Raw genomic sequence first — 17729 nt, forward strand, 5'->3', positions numbered from 1 at the left:
AGTACAGTATACTTATGCATAGTTTTAAAAAAGAAATGTTTACTTCAGTAGGAATTATTCCTATTCTTTTAGGTGTTATTTTATTATTTAAAATAATTTTTACAATTGATTATTCTGATGGTTTTTCTTATGTGTTTTCATTTCTGATTACTTTACCGGTACTATTATTAATGTATTCAGGGGTAATACAAATGTATTTTATAGAACTGCATAAAGAGAAAATTGTAGTCAAGAATTTACTGTTATTTTGGTATAAGCAAGTTTATTTTATTGATGAAATAAACTATGTTTCATATAAAACCAAGAAAACATCTAGACATTATTGGGAAGGAATTGAAATATATTTTAAAAATTCTAAAAAACTAAAAAAGTATTGGATGGGAACTCCTTTTTTGAAAGAGTTAACGTTTTGGGATAACTTAGAAAATGAACTTAAAAAAGTAGGAGTAAAAACATTAAATTTTAATAATAAATTTTAAAATTAAAAGATGGATAAGAAATTATTTTTTCACATAAGTATTGTTCTGTTTTCTTTATCAATAAGAGCACAAATTTATAACGGAGATTTACAGTTTAAAACTCAACAAGAAATTAATAATGCTTTTAAAGCATCAGGAAAACTACATAACATAAAAACTATAAATGGTACTTTGGTTATAGGAGATAGAAGTACTTTAAGTAATATTTCTAATTTAGAATTATTTTCAAGAATAGAAAAAATTGAAGGAGGTCTGTATCTATTTAATAATCCTGAATTAAAGGTTTTAAAAGGATTAGAAAAGATAAGTATTCTATCAGAATTAGAAATAACCGGAAATGAAGGTTTAATCAATTTTAATGGATTTGAAAATTTAGCAACAGTAAAAAACTTATGTAAATTTTCTCATAATAAAAATGTAGTTTCTTTTGAAGGGTTCGATAAATTGAAGAAAGTAGGGGAGTTTGAGGTTTTTATGAATAAGAATTTGAAAAGTTGTAAAGGCTTAGAAAATTTACAGACAATAGTATCAAACTTATCAATAATTGATAATGAGTCGTTAGAAAGTATTGCTCAGTTGAAACTGAAAAGTATAGGCAATGTTTTAAGTATTAAGAATAATTATGAGCTTACATCTTTATACGGTTTAGATAAGATAACAACACTTTCGTCTATAGTAATTGCTGGTAATAATAAATTGAAAACACTTGAAGGTTTTAAGAATTTAAGAGAAGTTTCTGGAGTGTTGATAAGGGGAAATAGTTCGTTGATTTCCTTAAAAGGACTTCATAATTTAAAAAATGTAGGTGATTATTTAGACATTTGGTTAAATAGAAGTTTGAGTTCAATATCTGAATTAAAGGCTTTAGAAAAAGTAGGAGGAGAGTTGCATATCGCAGAAAATAATATGCTAACTACTCTTGTAGGTTTAGAAAATTTGAAAGAAATAGGTAGTATAAGTATTAGAGATAATGCTAATTTGAAAAATTATTGTGCACTTAACAGTTTTTTTAAGAGAGAAACAGTAAAAAATTTTTCAAAGCATTTTGATGTGAAATACAATAAGTACAATCCTAGCTTCTCAGATTTAAAGAATAGTTATTGTGTTGATAAAAAGTAGGTTATTTTAACATACTTAAACAGTAATTATTTTTTACAGCAAAAAAATATCTTCATCTTTGCAGATTCATTTTAAATTATCAATGCCGATAGATTGTTTAATTGTAATATTAAATTTTTTCAGTCAAAAAGAATTGGTATTTTGGAATCGAAAAACTAAATTAATTAACGAAAAACTCCTGAAAGAATAAGAAACTAAATGGCTAGAGTATACTACAAAGAAGAAAAGTTAAGTGGTGACCCCCTACATAATAAATTTATAAACGTAGATTTATTTGATTACATTTTTAACAGTACAAATACGAACAAATTTCAACTAACAGCAACTCCAAAAAATCCGATATTGAAAACCTTAAAAATTCAGAAAGAGGTTTTTAATAACATTCAATTAACTAGAGACGGAATTGATTACAGTGCAGAAGAAGGAAACTTTTATTTACCAAATTCAATTATTTTTTATGATGTGGAAGACGCGGTTTTTCCTTCAGAATTTTATTTTATCTCAAAAATAGGAGATCAAATAGAGTTGAGACAATGTGATGCTGGTGAAGGTGTTAAGTGGTATCAAATTCCTGTGTTGCATAAAACTGTAGAGGATAAAAAAGTGCTGTCAAAAGTAAAAAACTCATTAAAGAAGGTTAAAAAACTAGTTGATACAACCTACAATAAAAAAGTAGAGGAAGAGAGAGCTCAAAAAGAGTTAGAGAGAAAACGAAAGATAGAGGAAATGCGACCTCTTTTGAATCAAGAACAAAAATCTGGTTATTTAAAGTTAACCAACTTATGTGTTAACAATAAGGGAAGCAAACAGAAAATAACTCACTTTATAGAGACTCTTAAAAATTATGATGAGGATGAAGAGTATTTAACAACGTTAAATTACTTCTTAGAGTTTTTAGATAAAGATGCGTATAATTTTATAATGAGACTAGATTGGAAATCTGATATTGAGGATTTTGAGCGAATGTTAAAGGCAGCTTTAAAGGATAATTATGATGAGGTATTGAAGTTACCAGATTATCAGAGTTATGATGAGAATGCTTCTGTATCTAATGATGGTATTTTTGAAGCATACATTAAACCTATAAGATTGATAGGCTTGCAAGTTGGTTTTATAGATACTCAATCTGATGAATATATCTTGTTATTACACAAGCAAGAAGATACTGAACAAATTAAAGAAGCGGTACACAAAATAGGTTACGCTTATTACAACAAAAATTAACGTAAAGAATATTGTATATATAACTACTTTCATAAAAAAACGCCTAAAACTAATTTTAGGCGTTTTTTTATGTGTGAACTTTTAAAAGTTCTCTTATCTTAAAATAGTTTGTTTTCTATCAGGACCAACAGAAACAATCTTAATAGGAATACCAGTCTCTTTTTCGATAAAATCGATATACTCTAAAAGATTTTGAGGTAATTCTTCTTTAGTTGTCATCTTAGTTAAATCTTCTGTCCACCCTTTGTATTCAGTGTATACAGGAGTTAAGTTTTCTGGCTCAATGTTGTAAGGTAAATGTGTAATTTCTTCACCTTTATATTTGTAAGCAGTACAAACTTTAATAGTATCAAAACCAGATAAAACGTCACCTTTCATCATCATTAATTGAGTAACACCGTTTACCTGACATGCATATTTTAAAGCAACTAAATCTAACCATCCACAACGACGAGGACGACCAGTAACAGCTCCAAACTCATGACCAACTTTAGCCATTTCAGCACCAACTTCATCAAATAGTTCAGTTGGGAATGGTCCAGAACCAACACGAGTAGTGTAAGCTTTAAAAATACCAAATACTTCTTTAATTTTATTAGGAGCAACACCTAAACCAGTACAAGCACCAGCTGCAGTAGTGTTACTAGAAGTAACAAATGGATACGTACCAAAGTCAATATCTAATAAAGAACCTTGAGCACCTTCTGCTAAGATAGTTTTTCCTTCTTGTTGCGCTTTGTATAAATACTCTTCAGAATCTATAAACTGTAATGTTTTTAATACTTCAACAGATTTAAAGAATTCTTCTTCTAATTCTTTTAAATCATACTGAATATCTACATCATAAAAGGCAATCATTGCCTCGTGTTTGTCAGCTAAAGCACGATATTTATCTTTCCAGTCACTTAATTCTAAGTCACCTACACGAATTCCGTTTCTTCCAGTTTTGTCCATGTAAGTTGGTCCAATACCTTTTAAAGTAGAACCAATTTTGGCTTTACCTTTAGAAGCTTCAGAAGCAGCATCTAATAATCGGTGAGTTGGTAAAATAACATGAGCTTTACGAGAAATAATTAGCTTCTTTTTATAATCAATATCAAATTGATCTAAACCTTCTAATTCTTTAGCAAAAACTACAGGATCGATAACTACACCGTTACCAATTACATTGATTGATTTGTCATGAAAAATTCCTGAAGGAATAGTTCTTAGAACGTGTTTTATACCATCAAATTCAAGTGTATGTCCTGCATTTGGTCCACCTTGAAAGCGCGCAATAATATCGTAGTTTTTAGTTAAAACATCGACAATCTTACCCTTTCCTTCGTCGCCCCATTGCAAACCAAGTAATAAATCTACTGCCATTATTTAGTGTGTTGTTATTGTGTATTTATTATGTTTATTTTGTGTTTTTCTTAGTTCCGTAGAAGTATAAAGAATGATTGTGAATTTCGATATCAAAAACTTCTTCAATAGTTTTTTTGATAGTTTGAATGCGAGGATCGCAAAACTCTTTAACCTCACCAGAATCAGTAAAAATTACGTGGTCATGGTTTTTATCAAAGTAACTTTTTTCATAGCGAGCCATAGATTGCCCGTCAAATTGATGTTTACGAACCAATCCACAATCAAGTAATAAATCCATCGTATTGTAAAGAGTAGCCCTACTCACACGATAGTTTTTATTCTTCATTTTAATGTATAAAGATTCTATATCGAAATGTTCATCTGCTTCGTAAATTTCTTGTAAGATAGCATAACGTTCAGGTGTTTTACGATGCTTATTTTCTTCTAAAAAAGAAGTGAAAACCTTTTTTACTATTTCTTGATTTTCAGATAAACTACTCATACTTTTCTATTTTTTACCAAAAGACAAATTTACGTTAATTTATCAATAAAAAAAGCCTATGCAAAAGAATATATTTATAAACTATTAACACGTTGTACTTTTTGAACACCTTCTACTTTTTTAATGCTGTCTATAAGCTTTGCTAGTTGGTTTTTGTTCTTAACTGTAAGAGAGATTTTACCTTCGAAAATACCAGCATTTCCAGAGATATTAATACTGTTGATAAAAACATCCATATTGCTTGAAATAATTCGAGTAATATTATTTACAATTCCTTTATTATCAACTCCACTAATTTTTAATATGGCAGAATATTCTTGTTTCGTAGAGTCAATCCATTTTGCTTTGATAATTCGATAGGCAAAATTAGATTGTAATGAAATTGCGTTTGGACAATTGTTTTTATGAACTTTAATACCATCATTAATAGTTACAAAACCAAAAACAGCATCTCCAGGGATAGGATTACAACATACAGATAAGGTGTACTCAAGTTTTTCTTCTTCTTGACCAAATACTAAAGCATCATACTTATTAGTAACTTCTTCATTGTTACTTATGGTTGTATTTCTCTTAAAAGGATTCTTTAAGAAAGTCATAATAGGACTACTACGTTGATTGACAAATTCTTTTAATTGAGAATTGTCTATAGCACCATTTCCTATTCTATAAAAAAGATCGAAACTTGTTTGTAGGTTAAAGTAACTAGCTATTTCATGTGCTATTTTTTCGTCGTAATTAATTTTTAAATGACGTAGTTTTCTTACTAAAATTGCTTTTCCTTCTTCAGCTATCTTTTTCTCATCGGCTTTTAAGGCTGATTTAATTTTTGTTCTAGCACGAGCTGTCATCACAAAATCTAACCAGCGTGTATTTGGTTTGTTATTAGCAGAAGTTAGAATATCTACCTGATCACCACTTTTTAACTCGTAACTTAGTGGAACAAGTTTTCCATTTACTTTGGCACCTCTACACTTTAAACCAACATCAGTATGAATGGCAAAAGCAAAATCTAAAGCAGAAGCTCCTTTAGGAAGCGATTTTAAATCTCCTTTAGGAGTAAAAACGTAAATTTCTTTAGCGTATAAATTCAGTTTAAAATCTTCAACAAAATCAACAGCATTTAAAGTGTTGTTTTCAAGAGTTTCTTTCAATTTATTAAGCCAACCTTCTAAACCATTTTCACCAATGTTTCCTTGTTTGTATTTGAAGTGAGCAGCATATCCTTTTTCAGCTATTTCATCCATACGTTCAGAACGAACTTGAACTTCTACCCATTTAGCTTCTGGTCCAACTACAGTAATATGTAAAGCTTCATAACCAGTTGATTTAGGTTGAGAAATCCAATCTCTTAAACGAGAAGGGTTTGGCTTATAAAAGTCTGTTACAATAGAATAAATTTTCCAAGCATCGAATTTTTCATCTCCAGAAGTGGGCTTGTAAATAATTCTAATAGCAAACTTATCATATACCTCATCGAAAGTAACGTTCTGTTTTCTCATTTTTCTCCTGATGGAAAAAATAGATTTAAAACGCCCTTTAATTTGGTAGCTAAAACCTTCGTTATCTAAGGCTTCTCGTATTTTTGAATTAAAAAGATCAATGTATTTTTGTTGCTCTTCTTTACTTTCTTTAATTTTTAAAAAGATGTCATTATAAACTTCAGGCTCAGTGTATTTTAAACCTAAATCTTCTAATTCAGTTTTAATATTATACAATCCTAAGCGATGGGCTAGGGGAGCATAAATATAAAGTGTTTCAGAAGCTATTTTAACTTGTTTGTGTGGAGGCATGGCATCCATAGTTTGCATGTTGTGCAAACGGTCAGCAATTTTTATTAAAATTACACGAACATCATCGTGTAATGTCAATAACATTTTTCTGAAATTTTCTGCTTGAATGGAATAATCTTGATCTTGTTTTAATCGAGATATTTTAGTCAAACCACTTACAATTCTGGCAACTGTTTCACCAAACAATTGCTCCATATCTTCAACAGTGTAATGAGTATCTTCAACTACATCATGTAACAATGCAGCAGCAATAGAAGTAGCTCCCAAACCAATTTCATAAGCAACTATTTTAGCAACGGCAATAGGGTGGAAAATATAAGGCTCACCAGATTTTCTTCGTTGTTTAGAATGCGCTTCAACAGCAACCTCAAAAGCTTTACGAATCAATTTTTTATCATCTTCTGATAAGGTTTGGTAAGTACCTTTCAGCAAATCTTTGTACCTATTTGCTATCTCTTTATTTTCTTCTTCCTGAGTCGCCGAATACTTCATTCAAAGTTAATTTTCCTTTAGTAAGGGGTTATTTTAGTGAAATTACTACAAAGATTTGTATTAAGCAAATTAACTTCTACTTGTAGCAGGCAATATAGAGTTTTTGAAAGAACATTAAATTGTTGATTAATTGAAGAATAGAAGAAGGGAATTTGTGTAAAAAAGAAACAGTATTCTTAAGATGAAATAATCATCATAAAGAATACTGTTTTAAATGTTAAGTTATAATTTACTAATTACAGCTTACTTCACTGAAAGTTGTAATTTCTTTAGCATCGTTTAAAGAATAAGTATCTTCTTGAAATAACATAAATTGATCAATTCCATGACCTGTTGATCTTGCAGATACTTGCATTGTGTATGTTCCAGCAGTAGCAAATTCAACATAAATATTGTGTGAATCATTATCAGAAGTCGCTGCTTGCCATTTAAAATCTAAATCGCTACCACTTCTGTAAATTTTGAACCAACCGTCAGCAGAAGATCCATTTGGGTTAGGAGTTTGCCCACTACCTTTTGGATATACTCTACTACCATTTTTTTCTCCGTAATAATTAGTTGCATCTGGAAATTTTAACCAGCTATCGTTATGCTCAGAGCTTTGATTACCAATTGTAACAGCTGTGTTCCATAAAAAACGGTAAGTTCCAGGAGTTTTGATCGCTAATTTATATTCAATTAGTCCTTTTCCAGGTTGTCCTAAAGATTGATCACCTGTCCATACAGCATAACCTTTACCAGAAGCACTATTACTAGTTTCTAACTTCCAATTTTCAGGTAAAACAGCATCTTCAATTTCAACTTTTACAAAACCATCTTTTTCTGCGAAAATGTAATTTGCAGGATTGTTACAAGCTTCACTTCCAGGAGTACCACTATTTCCGTTATCTCCGTTGTCTCCTCCAACCTGATCAGAATCTGAATCAGAACAAGAAATTGCTAATACAGCTAAGCTTAATAATGAAAACTTTTTTAGGGATTTTTGAATGTTCATTTTTATTTAATTTAATTAGATATTCGTTGTCTTTTTGCTTCAAATATAACAATGGCAGCTGCTACAGATACATTCATTGAGTCAATAACACCTTCCATAGGAATGTTAATATTTTGTGTTGCTTCAGTTCTCCATCGTTCACTCAAACCAGTAGCCTCTGTACCAACGACAATTGCACTAGGTTTAGTATAATCTTCTTCATAATATTTGTTAGAATTTTGAAGAGTAGCACTATAAATATTAATATTTTTTTGTTTTAAGTAAGTAATAACATCATCTGTACTAGCTATAGCTATTTGATTGGTAAATAAACAGCCTACACTTGATCTAATAACATTAGGGTTGTAAATATCTGTTTTAGAGTTAGCTATTATAACGGCATCTACATTTGCAGCATCTGCTGTACGTAACATAGCACCAACATTACCTGGTTTTTCAATTCCTTCCATTATTAAAATTAATGGAGATGCTGTTTCAAATTTCAGTTCATCTAAACCATATTTTTTAGTTTTAACAACTGCGATTATACCTTCCGTAGAATCTCTATATGCTAATTTTTCATAAACCTCATTACTAACTTCTATCGTATTATGTTTTTCTATTAGCATGGTAATTTCATCATCATTCTTAGACAAAATATTAGAAGCAACCAACAATGTTTCAATGTTATAATTTCCTTTAATGGCTATAGTTATCTCACGTACGCCTTCAATTAAAAAAAGTTGCTGTTTTTTTCTTTCCCTTGATTTTTCTTGAAGTTTAACAAGGTTTTTAATGTAATTATTCTGTATGCTAGTGATGGTTTTCATTAAGCACAAAAATACCTATTTATAATTGTTGTAGAAATTTATTATTGATTTTGATGTCTAACTGAAAAAAATAATTAAATTTATTTAGATTTATTAAAAATAAATGAAGGTTAGCAAAACAAACTACGACTAAGTAGTAGTATTAATTTAAAGTTTAAGAATGATAAGAAAATCAAGAACAATAAAAGTGAAAAGCAATAAGTACGTAACTCCTAATATGAAAAGAATTGTTTTTGAAAGTAATGATATACAACAGTTTTCTTCAGATTATAATGGTGCATATGTAAAATTAGTAGTTCCTGTAGAATCGAAAGGCTTTTTTAGTAAAACAAAAGTGAGACCTTATACGATTCGTAGTATAGATAACGAAACTAAAGAACTGACAATGGATTTTGCAATTCATAAACCAGCGGGTCCGGCTACAAATTGGGCTTTAAATGCAGTTGTAGGAGATGAGATAAGTTTTATGGGACCAGGTCCTAAAAAGTTTCAAACTAATATTGAAGGCTGGTATCTTTTTGCAGCAGATATGTCTGCTATGCCAGCAGCTATTGCTGCTATTGAGGAACTTCCAAAAAATTCAATAGGAGAGGTGTTTTTTGAAATTATAAGCAAAGAGGATGTGCAGGAATTTAATAAACCAGTAGGAGTAAATATTCATTGGTTGATTCATAAAGAGAATTCAGATAATGAACAATTAAAAGAAATACAGAAATTAGAAATTCCAGATTTAGCAAATGTTTTTGTAGCAGGAGAAATTGAAACAGTAAAACAGATTAAGCAATTTTTATTGAATGAGACAAAAGTTAAAAATGCTAATAATGTTTACATCAGCTCTTACTGGAAAATAGGAAAAACAGAGGAGGAGCATAAAAGAGCAAAAATGAAATTGTAGTTATTGTTGATTTACAAAGAAAAAGCTCGGGAAACCCCGAGCTTTCTAACTATTGATTTTTAAATTTATTACTGTATCGTTTCCAAAGTTTTGTTTGATGAGTTTCTAAACTCACTTTTCTTCCTTGGATAAAAGCATTAGATATTATATTCGTTCTCATATCTAAAGCATCTCCTTCAGAAATAAATAGTGTTGCATCTTTACCAGTTTCTAAAGTTCCAGCGAATTTATCAATTCCTAAAATCTTAGCATTGTTAGCAGTAATCAATTGCAAAGCTTTTTCTTTACCAAGTCCATAGGCACCATAAGTTCCTGCATAAAAAGGAATATTTCTAGCACTCATACGTTCCATATCACCTTCCATACCTAAACCTACTAAAATACCTGCATCTACTAATATTTTAGCAGATCTAAAAGGCAAATCATAATCCTCATCTTCGTTATTAGGTAATCTGTGCGCTCTTTCTAAAACTACAGGAATGTTATTCGTTTTTAATAACTCAGTTACTTTTTCAGCACCATAAGCACGAACTAACACAATGTTTTTAATTTTTAAGTTTAAAAAAGTATTTACAGCATCAGTAATTGCCTTTTCACCATTTACATGAATAAATACCTTTTTTGTTCCTTTAAAAACATTTTCTAAAGCATCGTACGGAAGATTTTTAGTAGATCTTTTACCAGAAAGATAGTTTTTAGCATTGGTGAAAAAATCAGTAAGTTTTGTAACCGATTTAGCATATTGCTTATTTGGTTTCATACCTCTATCTTCACCTAACCACCAACGACCTCTAGTAAAAGAAGAAGGCCAGTTAATGTGAATTGCATCATCGGTATTTATAGAAGCATCTTCCCAGTTCCAAGCATCTAATTGAACTACTGATGAAGTACCAGAAATAACTCCACCTCTAGGAGTGATTTGAGCAATTAATACTCCATTAGGACGCATTGATTCTACAACTTTACTCTCAGCATTGTAAGCAATAATACTTCTAATGTGAGGTAAATAAGAACCAATTTCATCAAAATCTCTTGTGGCTCTAACTGCATCAATTTCAGCTAAACCTAAAGAAGTATTGGCAGCTATTAAACCAGGATATACATGTTTTCCTATAGCATTTATAATGGTACCTTTTTGCTGACTAGCATCGGCTTTACCAATGTAGGTGATTTTTCCGTTAGAAAATACCAATAATGAATTTTCAATAACAGTACCATTACCAATATGAGCAGTGGCACCAACTATTGAATAATCTGAAGTTTGTTTTGCTCCAGGAGTTTGTTGTGCTCTAAGATTACTTACAAATAAGAAACTTAGTAATATTATATATAGTTGTTTTTTCATTTTTAATGAGTTTCGTGATTATGATGGTGATATTCAGACTCAGAATCACAGTGAAATAATCTTTTTGCTTTTCTAGATGGAGCTTGTGTAGGCGCACCACCATTTTTCTCTCTTAACATCATTTCTATAAGCTTTGCACGTTCTTGCTTAATAGCTTTTCTCTTTTCTTTGTCTTGTTTAAGATCAAAATAAATAGTACCATCAATAATAGTAGTTTCAGCTTTTGTATAAATTGATAAAGGATTTCCGTTCCAAACAACAATGTCTGCATCTTTACCAACCTTAATACTACCAGTTCTATCATCTAAATGCAATAATTTAGCAGCATTAATAGTTACGGTATTCCAAGCTTCTTGTTCTGTTAAACCACCATATTTAACTGTTTTAGCAGCTTCTTGATTTAATCTTCTAGACATTTCAGCATCATCTGAATTTATAGCAACAACTACTCCTTGTCTGTGCATAATTGCAGCATTGTAAGGAATTGCATCAATTACTTCATATTTGTAAGCCCACCAATCGGCAAAGGTAGAACCACCAACACCATGTTCTTTCATTTTATCTGCAACTTTATAACCTTCTAAAATATGAGTGAATGTGTTAATGTTGAAGTTAAACTGTTCAGCAACTTTCATTAACATGTTTATTTCTGATTGCACATAAGAGTGACAAGAAATAAAACGTTCTTTGTTAATTATTTCAGCTAATGTTTCTAACTCAATATCTTTTCTGTAAGGCTGACCGCTTTTCTTTTTAGCATCATATTCTTTAGCTCTTTGGAAGTAATCAATATACACTTGCTCAACTCCCATACGAGTTTGTGGAAAACGAACTGTTTGTGCATCTCCCCAGTTAGATTGCTTTACATTTTCTCCAAGAGCAAATTTGATAAACTTAGGAGTGTTATCATAAATCATATTTTCAGCACTTTCTCCCCATTTTAATTTAAGGATAGCTGAACGACCACCAATAGGATTGGCAGAACCGTGTAGTACTTGAATAGAAGTTACTCCTCCTGCTAAGTTTCTGTAAATATTTATATCATCCGGATTTACTACATCTTCAATAGTAACTTCAGCAGTCGAATTGTGTCCCGATTCATTTACGGCAGCTGTAGCGATGTGTGAATGTTCATCAATAATTCCAGCTGTCACATATTTGTTGGTTCCATCTATAACTTTTGCACCACCACTAGATAAATTGTTACCTATTTTAGCAATCTTTCCATTTTTAATAAGTACATCAGTATTTTTTAAAACACTTTCGTTTTCTCCAGTCCAAACAGTAGCATTCTTAATTAAAATAGTTTCTTTTGAAGGCTTAGTAAAGTTTCCAAATCCAACATTAGGATAACTAATTGGTAGTACAGTGACTTTTTGATCTTTTGATTTCTTGTTTTTTGTAGCATCTTCTGCAGCTACAGAAGTAGACCAAGTAATATCATTACCAAGATGATCTTTTCCAGTGCCAGAAAATACTTTTATATCAGCTTTATCAACAAATCCAGATAAACGAGTAAAAGTATCGTTTTCATTAATAGTTAACTGTAACCAATTGTCTTTAAAAGAAAAGTTTGATTTTAGTTTTTTATCATTTAAAGAAACTGAAGCCTTTTGCTTTTTACCTTTACCAGTAATTTTTAAATCATAATTTTTACCATTTACAGTTAAATTATAATTTCCAGATAGGTTTTTAATATTCATATCATTTACGATATGTTTTTCACCTTGTACCCAGTTTTCGAATAAAGTAGTTTTACTATCAAAAATATCTCCAGAAGTAATTAAGAAATTAGCAAAACTTCCATTGTTAAGATTTCCTATTTTATTGTTTCCTAAAATTTTAGCAGGAATAGTAGTCAAGGTTTCTAATGCTTTGGTACTACTTAAACCATGTTTGATAGCTTTCTGAATGTTTTTATGAAAGCTTTGTAGCGATTTAAGTTTATGAGTTGTTAAGGCAAAAGGAACATTGTTTTTAGCTAACAAAGCTGGGTTAGAAGGTTCTTGGTTCCATTTACGCATGTCTCTTAAAGAAACAATTTCTGTAGCAAACTTATCGCTTACATCATATGCTTTTCTGTAATCAATAGGAATGATAAAAGTTGCATTGGTGTTTTTTATAGCGTTGATGCGTTCAAATTCATCACCACCCCCTAAAATAGTATACTGTATTCCAAATTCATCACCAACTTTGTCTGCACGCAAAGCATTCATGCTGCTACCTGCGTTAAAAATTTGAGGTAATGTTTTGTTTTTATTAACCGCCTCTAAAGACCAATCAGTATTTTTAGCATTTCCTTTTGAGTACCAATCAGCATCAAGATATGTTTGTCTTAACAAAGCCATAGCTCCCATTAAAGAAGTTGGATATCCTTGAGTTGATTTTTTACTTTTTTTAAACGATAAATGATTGGTAGTTTGTTTATCTAAAATTCTATAAGCATCATTAGCATTTGTGTTTAGAGAAACTAATACTGCATTACCTTGCATAATTCCGTCTTCAAGATGCGTATTAACCGTACCAAAACCGATATCTAATAATTCTTTTGCTTTTTTAGCGTCAAAATTAAATTCACTGATAGGATTTGTTTCAGGACGAATATGATCATTCCAGTAATAACCAACTCTTGTAGCATCATATTGAGGTGCACTTCTAAAGCCTCCACCTTGATCACCTTTTGGCGAAGCTATTCCAAAATTAGAATAGGTTTCAACAAATGAAGGGTATATAAATTTCCCTTTTAAATCAATAATTTGAGCTTCTTTCGGAATTGTAACTTTTCTTCCTGAATTAACAACTTTACCATCTTTAATAAGTAATGTAGCTTTGTTAATTTTTTGCGTGGGAGTTACATAAATAGTAGCGTTTGTAAAAGCATATGTAGTGCTTTTAGTAGTTTTTACTCCTGTATTAGTTGGAAAGTATTCTTGAGAATACCCTACACTAATGCACAGCAGTAACATTAGTAAAATTTGTTTCATTATGGTTTAATTGAATTGAGGCTAAAAATATTCAATATTATCGATAATGAATTTCCTTTAACATAATATTAAGATTTGGTTTTCAATTTATGGTTGAAAATTGATAGTGAAATATTTAGTTCAAGAAGTTTATTGAATTATCATTTTACTAATTTTATTATTTCCTGATAACCAGGCGGTGTTTGAATCGACAAATTGAATACTATAAAAAGGTTTATCAGAAACTTGTTTCCAATTTTCTCCTCCGTTTTTAGAAAAAGAAATTCCTGTTTTACCCACAGCAAAAACTTCTTTTCCGTTTGAGTTTGGAACGTATTGTACACAGCTTTTATAGTTTGGATTCTCATTATCTGCTATTACTTGCCATGTTTGTCCACCATCGTTGGTAATTATTTTATTTTTACAATTGTCGTCTGGTTTAGAAAAATCGCCACCAATGGCAATTCCTTCTTTTGGGTTGAAAAAGTCAACAGAGTATATTCCTTGTGGACCATTACCTTGTACAATCGGAGTATCATAAATATTCCACGTTTCACCTTTGTCTGTTGATTTTAAAATTCTAGATTTTTTTCCTCCTGAACCTATCCAAACAGTACTTCCTAAAATTTCAATATTTGTATTACTCGCCGCAAAAAAAGCTTCTCCTTCAACAAATTTAGGAAGTGAATTACAATCAGTTTTTTTCCACGTATTACCTCCATCTTTAGTCATAATTACAGAAGGACAATCTTCTATAGGGTCACCCACTGCAATTCCGTGTAAAGCATCATCAAAAAAGTGCATGCTATCATAAAACACCTTTTCGTGTTCTTCTTTATAAACTAATTCATATTGTAAGTTTGAATTATTTTGTAACGGTATTTTATATAACAAAGCAGGATTACCAATAGATAGTATAAATAAAGCTTTGTTGTTGTAAGAAATACTTCTAAAATGAGGCGTGTTATTCAGTGAATCTTTGATAATTATTTGACTCCAATTCTTTCCTCCATTCAAAGTCATACCAACTTTTCCATTAGATCCTGCATAGAATAAGGTGTCTTTATGCAGCGTTTTAATGGCACGTATGCTTGTACTGTCTTTAAAAAAATCATTAATTACAACAGATTCAATATTTCTAGTAGTACTCTTTTTAGTACAATTAAATAATAAAATTAGAAGGCATGCAATTATGGAAAAACGTTTCATTTTTTTAATACTTTTACAGAACTAAATTAGTTAAATTCGATGAAAAAAGCGTTGGTAATTTCTGGAGGAGGCAGTAAAGGGGCATTTGCTGGTGGTGTTGTTGAGTTTTTAATGAAAGAACAAAAGAGAGAATACGATTTATTTGTAGGTACATCTACAGGTAGTTTAATGGTGTCGCATTTGGCTGTAGGTATGGTTGATGAATTGAAAATGTTATACACCAACGTAAAACAGCGTAGCATTTTTAGTAACAATCCGTTTAAAATAAAAAAAGTACATGGAGTTAAGGTAATTTCTATTAGACATAGAAATACTTTTTGGAATTTACTAAATGGAAGAAAAACTTTTGGAGAAAGTAAGAATCTCAGAAAATTGATACGTGCCAATGTAACTCCAAAAATGTTTGAAATTATTAAAGATCAAAATAAAGAAGTAGTTGTAACGGTATCTAACTTAACAGCCAACCAAATAGAATATAAATCGATTTTAGATTGTACTTACGACGATTTTTGTGATTGGATTTGGGGTTCTTGTAACTATGTTCCTTTTATGAGTTTGCTAGAAAAAAATGGTTGCCAATATGCTGATGGTGGTTTTGGTTGTTTAGTTCCAATTAGAGAAGCTATCAAGAGAGGTGCAAAAGAAGTAGATGCAATTATTTTAGAAACAGAAGTAAATCAAATAAATAGAATGCCTTCTAAGAATCCATTTTCATTAATGCTAGATGTCTTTGGGTTTATGTTAGAACATGTTGAAAAACATAATGTTACCATTGGAAAACTTTCAGCTAAATACCAAGATGTAAAACTAAATTTATATTATACACCAACTGTACTTACTACAAATTCATTGGTTTTTGATAAAGAACAAATGAGAGGTTGGTGGAAGCAAGGTTATGAATATGCTAAAATGAAAGAACTATCGTTGATGAATGATTTTCGACCTGATTTAGTAGATAAAGAGGATAGCCTTGATCAACAATTACAGTAAGTTATAGAAATCAGTATGTAGTTTTTTAGTTGACAGTAAAAAGTCAATAACTAATACCCCAATAGTAAAACAATGAAATTCGGAAAGGTAGAACATCCAGAAGTTATAGATTTTACAATGCCTGATACGCACGTAAAAACAAAAGAAGTATTATCGAAGGTAAAAGAGGAAACACCACTTTCGGTGTATGTTGGGTGCGCAAAATGGAATAAAGCTGATTTAAAAGGTTTTTATCCTAGAGGAACCAAGGATGAGTTGGTTTATTATTCGAATCAATTTAATTCTATTGAATTGAATGCTACTTTTTACAGACAATTTCCTCCTGAACAATTTGAAAAATGGAAGAATAAAACTCCAGAAGGCTTTAAGTTTTTTCCGAAGTTAACTCAAGATATTAGTCATTGGAAACGATTAGAGGGTGTGGCTGATTCGGTAAATTATTATTTAGAAGCAGCTTCTAGATTAGAAGAAAAGTTAGGAACTATTTTTTTACAATTACATGCAAATTTTGGACCTCAAAATTTTGATAGACTTCAGAATTTTGTGGAAAGTTGGCCTAAAGACATACCTTTAACTGTAGAATGTCGTCATACAGATTGGTTTACAGATCCAGAAATTTCAAAAGATTTTTACGATTTGTTAGAAGAAAACAATGTTTCTAATACTCTTGTTGATACCGCTGGAAGACGAGATATGATGCACATGAGATTAACCAAAAACGAAGCTTTTATTAGATATGTAGGAGCTAATCATCCGTCAGATTATCAAAGATTAGATGATTGGGTGAAGCGTTTATCTGAATGGGTAAAATTAGGCTTGAGAAATATTCACTTTTTTGTACACCAGAATTTAGAAGTAGAATCTCCATTATTAGCGGCATATTTTATTGAAAATTTAAATAAAGAGTTAGGTATTCAGTTAAAAGTACCAAATCAGGAACAACAACAAACATTATTTTGAATAGTTTAGAGCACATTGGTAATGTAGATATTTACTTGCTTGATCAAATTTTAAAAAGTAGATATGCAGAAGGACAGACAATTTTAGATGCAGGTTGTGGACTTGGAAGAAATTTAAAATGGTTTACTACTCAGAATTTTGATCTGTATGGAGTTGATTTAAATGAAGAAGCGTTAGATTTTGTAGTACAAATATATCCGTCAGTTAAAATTTCAAAAACCAAATTAGAGTCTTTACACTTTGAAAATGAAAAATTTGATCATGTAATTTGTTCAGCGGTTTTGCATTTTGCTGAAAATGAAAATCATTTTTTATCTATGTTTTCAGAATTAATAAGAGTTTTAAAGCCTGGAGGTTCTCTATTTATTAGGATGACCACAGATATAGGAGTAGCTGATACCATTAGTAACAATAAAAATGGTGTGTACGATTTGAAAGATGGTTCGTCACGTTTTTTAATCAAAAGAGAATTACTTTCAAATCTTATGGTAAAATATAATTTACAACTAATAGAGCCTTTTAAAACTACAGTAGTCGAAGATTTAAGAAGCATGGCAACTATTGTACTTCAAAAGTTTTAGAGATTGAAAAGAGAAACATTGATCAGC

Annotated in this window: 15 protein-coding genes; 7 read left to right on the top strand and 8 right to left on the bottom strand. The window is 30.5% G+C overall.

Going from position 1 to position 17729, the window contains the following annotated elements:
• Positions 1-14 precede the first annotated feature (14 nt).
• The 3 genes from EYW44_RS00355 to EYW44_RS00365 all read left to right on the top strand — a co-directional run bounded on the left by EYW44_RS00355 (position 15) and on the right by EYW44_RS00365 (position 2822).
• Complete coding sequence (locus EYW44_RS00355) at positions 15-479, top strand: hypothetical protein (protein ID WP_132721249.1); 465 nt, start codon at positions 15-17, stop codon at positions 477-479.
• Between the two features lie 9 nt (positions 480-488).
• Positions 489-1598 (top strand): hypothetical protein, encoded by a 1110-nt coding sequence (locus EYW44_RS00360; protein ID WP_132721251.1) that lies wholly within the window; start codon positions 489-491, stop codon positions 1596-1598.
• 198 nt (positions 1599-1796) lie between these two features.
• A complete protein-coding gene (locus EYW44_RS00365) occupies positions 1797-2822 on the top strand; it encodes a DUF6630 family protein (protein ID WP_132721253.1) in 1026 nt (341 codons plus the stop codon).
• Positions 2823-2915: 93 nt separating this feature from the next.
• Here EYW44_RS00365 and EYW44_RS00370 read toward each other — a convergent pair whose 3' ends face one another.
• The 5 genes from EYW44_RS00370 to EYW44_RS00390 all read right to left on the bottom strand — a co-directional run bounded on the left by EYW44_RS00370 (position 2916) and on the right by EYW44_RS00390 (position 8759).
• The gene (locus EYW44_RS00370; RefSeq protein ID WP_132721255.1) at positions 2916-4187 is read right to left on the bottom strand and encodes an adenylosuccinate synthase; all 1272 of its coding nucleotides are present in this window, start codon (positions 4185-4187) and stop codon (positions 2916-2918) included.
• A 34-nt stretch (positions 4188-4221) separates the two neighbouring features.
• Positions 4222-4671, bottom strand: a complete 450-nt coding sequence (locus EYW44_RS00375) for a Fur family transcriptional regulator (protein ID WP_132721257.1) — start codon at positions 4669-4671, stop codon at positions 4222-4224.
• 74 nt (positions 4672-4745) lie between these two features.
• A complete protein-coding gene (locus EYW44_RS00380) occupies positions 4746-6956 on the bottom strand; it encodes a RelA/SpoT family protein (RefSeq protein WP_132721259.1) in 2211 nt (736 codons plus the stop codon).
• Positions 6957-7188: 232 nt separating this feature from the next.
• Positions 7189-7950, bottom strand: coding sequence for a hypothetical protein (locus tag EYW44_RS00385; protein ID WP_132721261.1), 762 nt, complete (start codon positions 7948-7950; stop codon positions 7189-7191).
• Positions 7951-7961: 11 nt separating this feature from the next.
• Positions 7962-8759: a TrmH family RNA methyltransferase gene (locus EYW44_RS00390; protein WP_132721263.1), complete on the bottom strand. Its 798-nt coding sequence runs from the start codon at positions 8757-8759 to the stop codon at positions 7962-7964.
• Between the two features lie 160 nt (positions 8760-8919).
• Here EYW44_RS00390 and EYW44_RS00395 point away from each other — a divergent pair, with 160 nt between their 5' ends.
• Positions 8920-9654: a siderophore-interacting protein gene (locus EYW44_RS00395; RefSeq protein ID WP_132721265.1), complete on the top strand. Its 735-nt coding sequence runs from the start codon at positions 8920-8922 to the stop codon at positions 9652-9654.
• Between the two features lie 49 nt (positions 9655-9703).
• Here EYW44_RS00395 and EYW44_RS00400 read toward each other — a convergent pair whose 3' ends face one another.
• From EYW44_RS00400 to EYW44_RS00410, 3 genes are all read right to left on the bottom strand, one after another.
• Positions 9704-10999 (bottom strand): amidohydrolase family protein, encoded by a 1296-nt coding sequence (locus EYW44_RS00400; protein WP_132721267.1) that lies wholly within the window; start codon positions 10997-10999, stop codon positions 9704-9706.
• 2 nt (positions 11000-11001) lie between these two features.
• Positions 11002-13983, bottom strand: a complete 2982-nt coding sequence (locus EYW44_RS00405; protein WP_207893726.1) for an amidohydrolase family protein — start codon at positions 13981-13983, stop codon at positions 11002-11004.
• A gap of 129 nt (positions 13984-14112) precedes the next feature.
• Entirely contained in the window at positions 14113-15171 is a 1059-nt protein-coding gene (locus EYW44_RS00410; protein ID WP_132721269.1) for a WD40/YVTN/BNR-like repeat-containing protein, read from the bottom strand.
• Positions 15172-15210: 39 nt separating this feature from the next.
• Here EYW44_RS00410 and EYW44_RS00415 point away from each other — a divergent pair, with 39 nt between their 5' ends.
• The 3 genes from EYW44_RS00415 (at position 15211) to EYW44_RS00425 (ending at position 17702) form a co-directional block, all read left to right on the top strand.
• Positions 15211-16161, top strand: a complete 951-nt coding sequence (locus EYW44_RS00415; RefSeq protein ID WP_132721271.1) for a patatin-like phospholipase family protein — start codon at positions 15211-15213, stop codon at positions 16159-16161.
• Between the two features lie 72 nt (positions 16162-16233).
• Positions 16234-17121: a DUF72 domain-containing protein gene (locus EYW44_RS00420; RefSeq protein ID WP_132721273.1), complete on the top strand. Its 888-nt coding sequence runs from the start codon at positions 16234-16236 to the stop codon at positions 17119-17121.
• A complete protein-coding gene (locus EYW44_RS00425) occupies positions 17118-17702 on the top strand; it encodes a class I SAM-dependent methyltransferase (RefSeq protein WP_243643580.1) in 585 nt (194 codons plus the stop codon). Before EYW44_RS00420 ends, EYW44_RS00425 begins: the two co-directional genes overlap by 4 nt.
• Positions 17703-17729 lie beyond the last annotated feature (27 nt).

Origin of the sequence: Tenacibaculum sp. M341 (genome assembly GCF_004337695.1) — a bacterium.
Classification (GTDB): domain Bacteria; phylum Bacteroidota; class Bacteroidia; order Flavobacteriales; family Flavobacteriaceae; genus Polaribacter.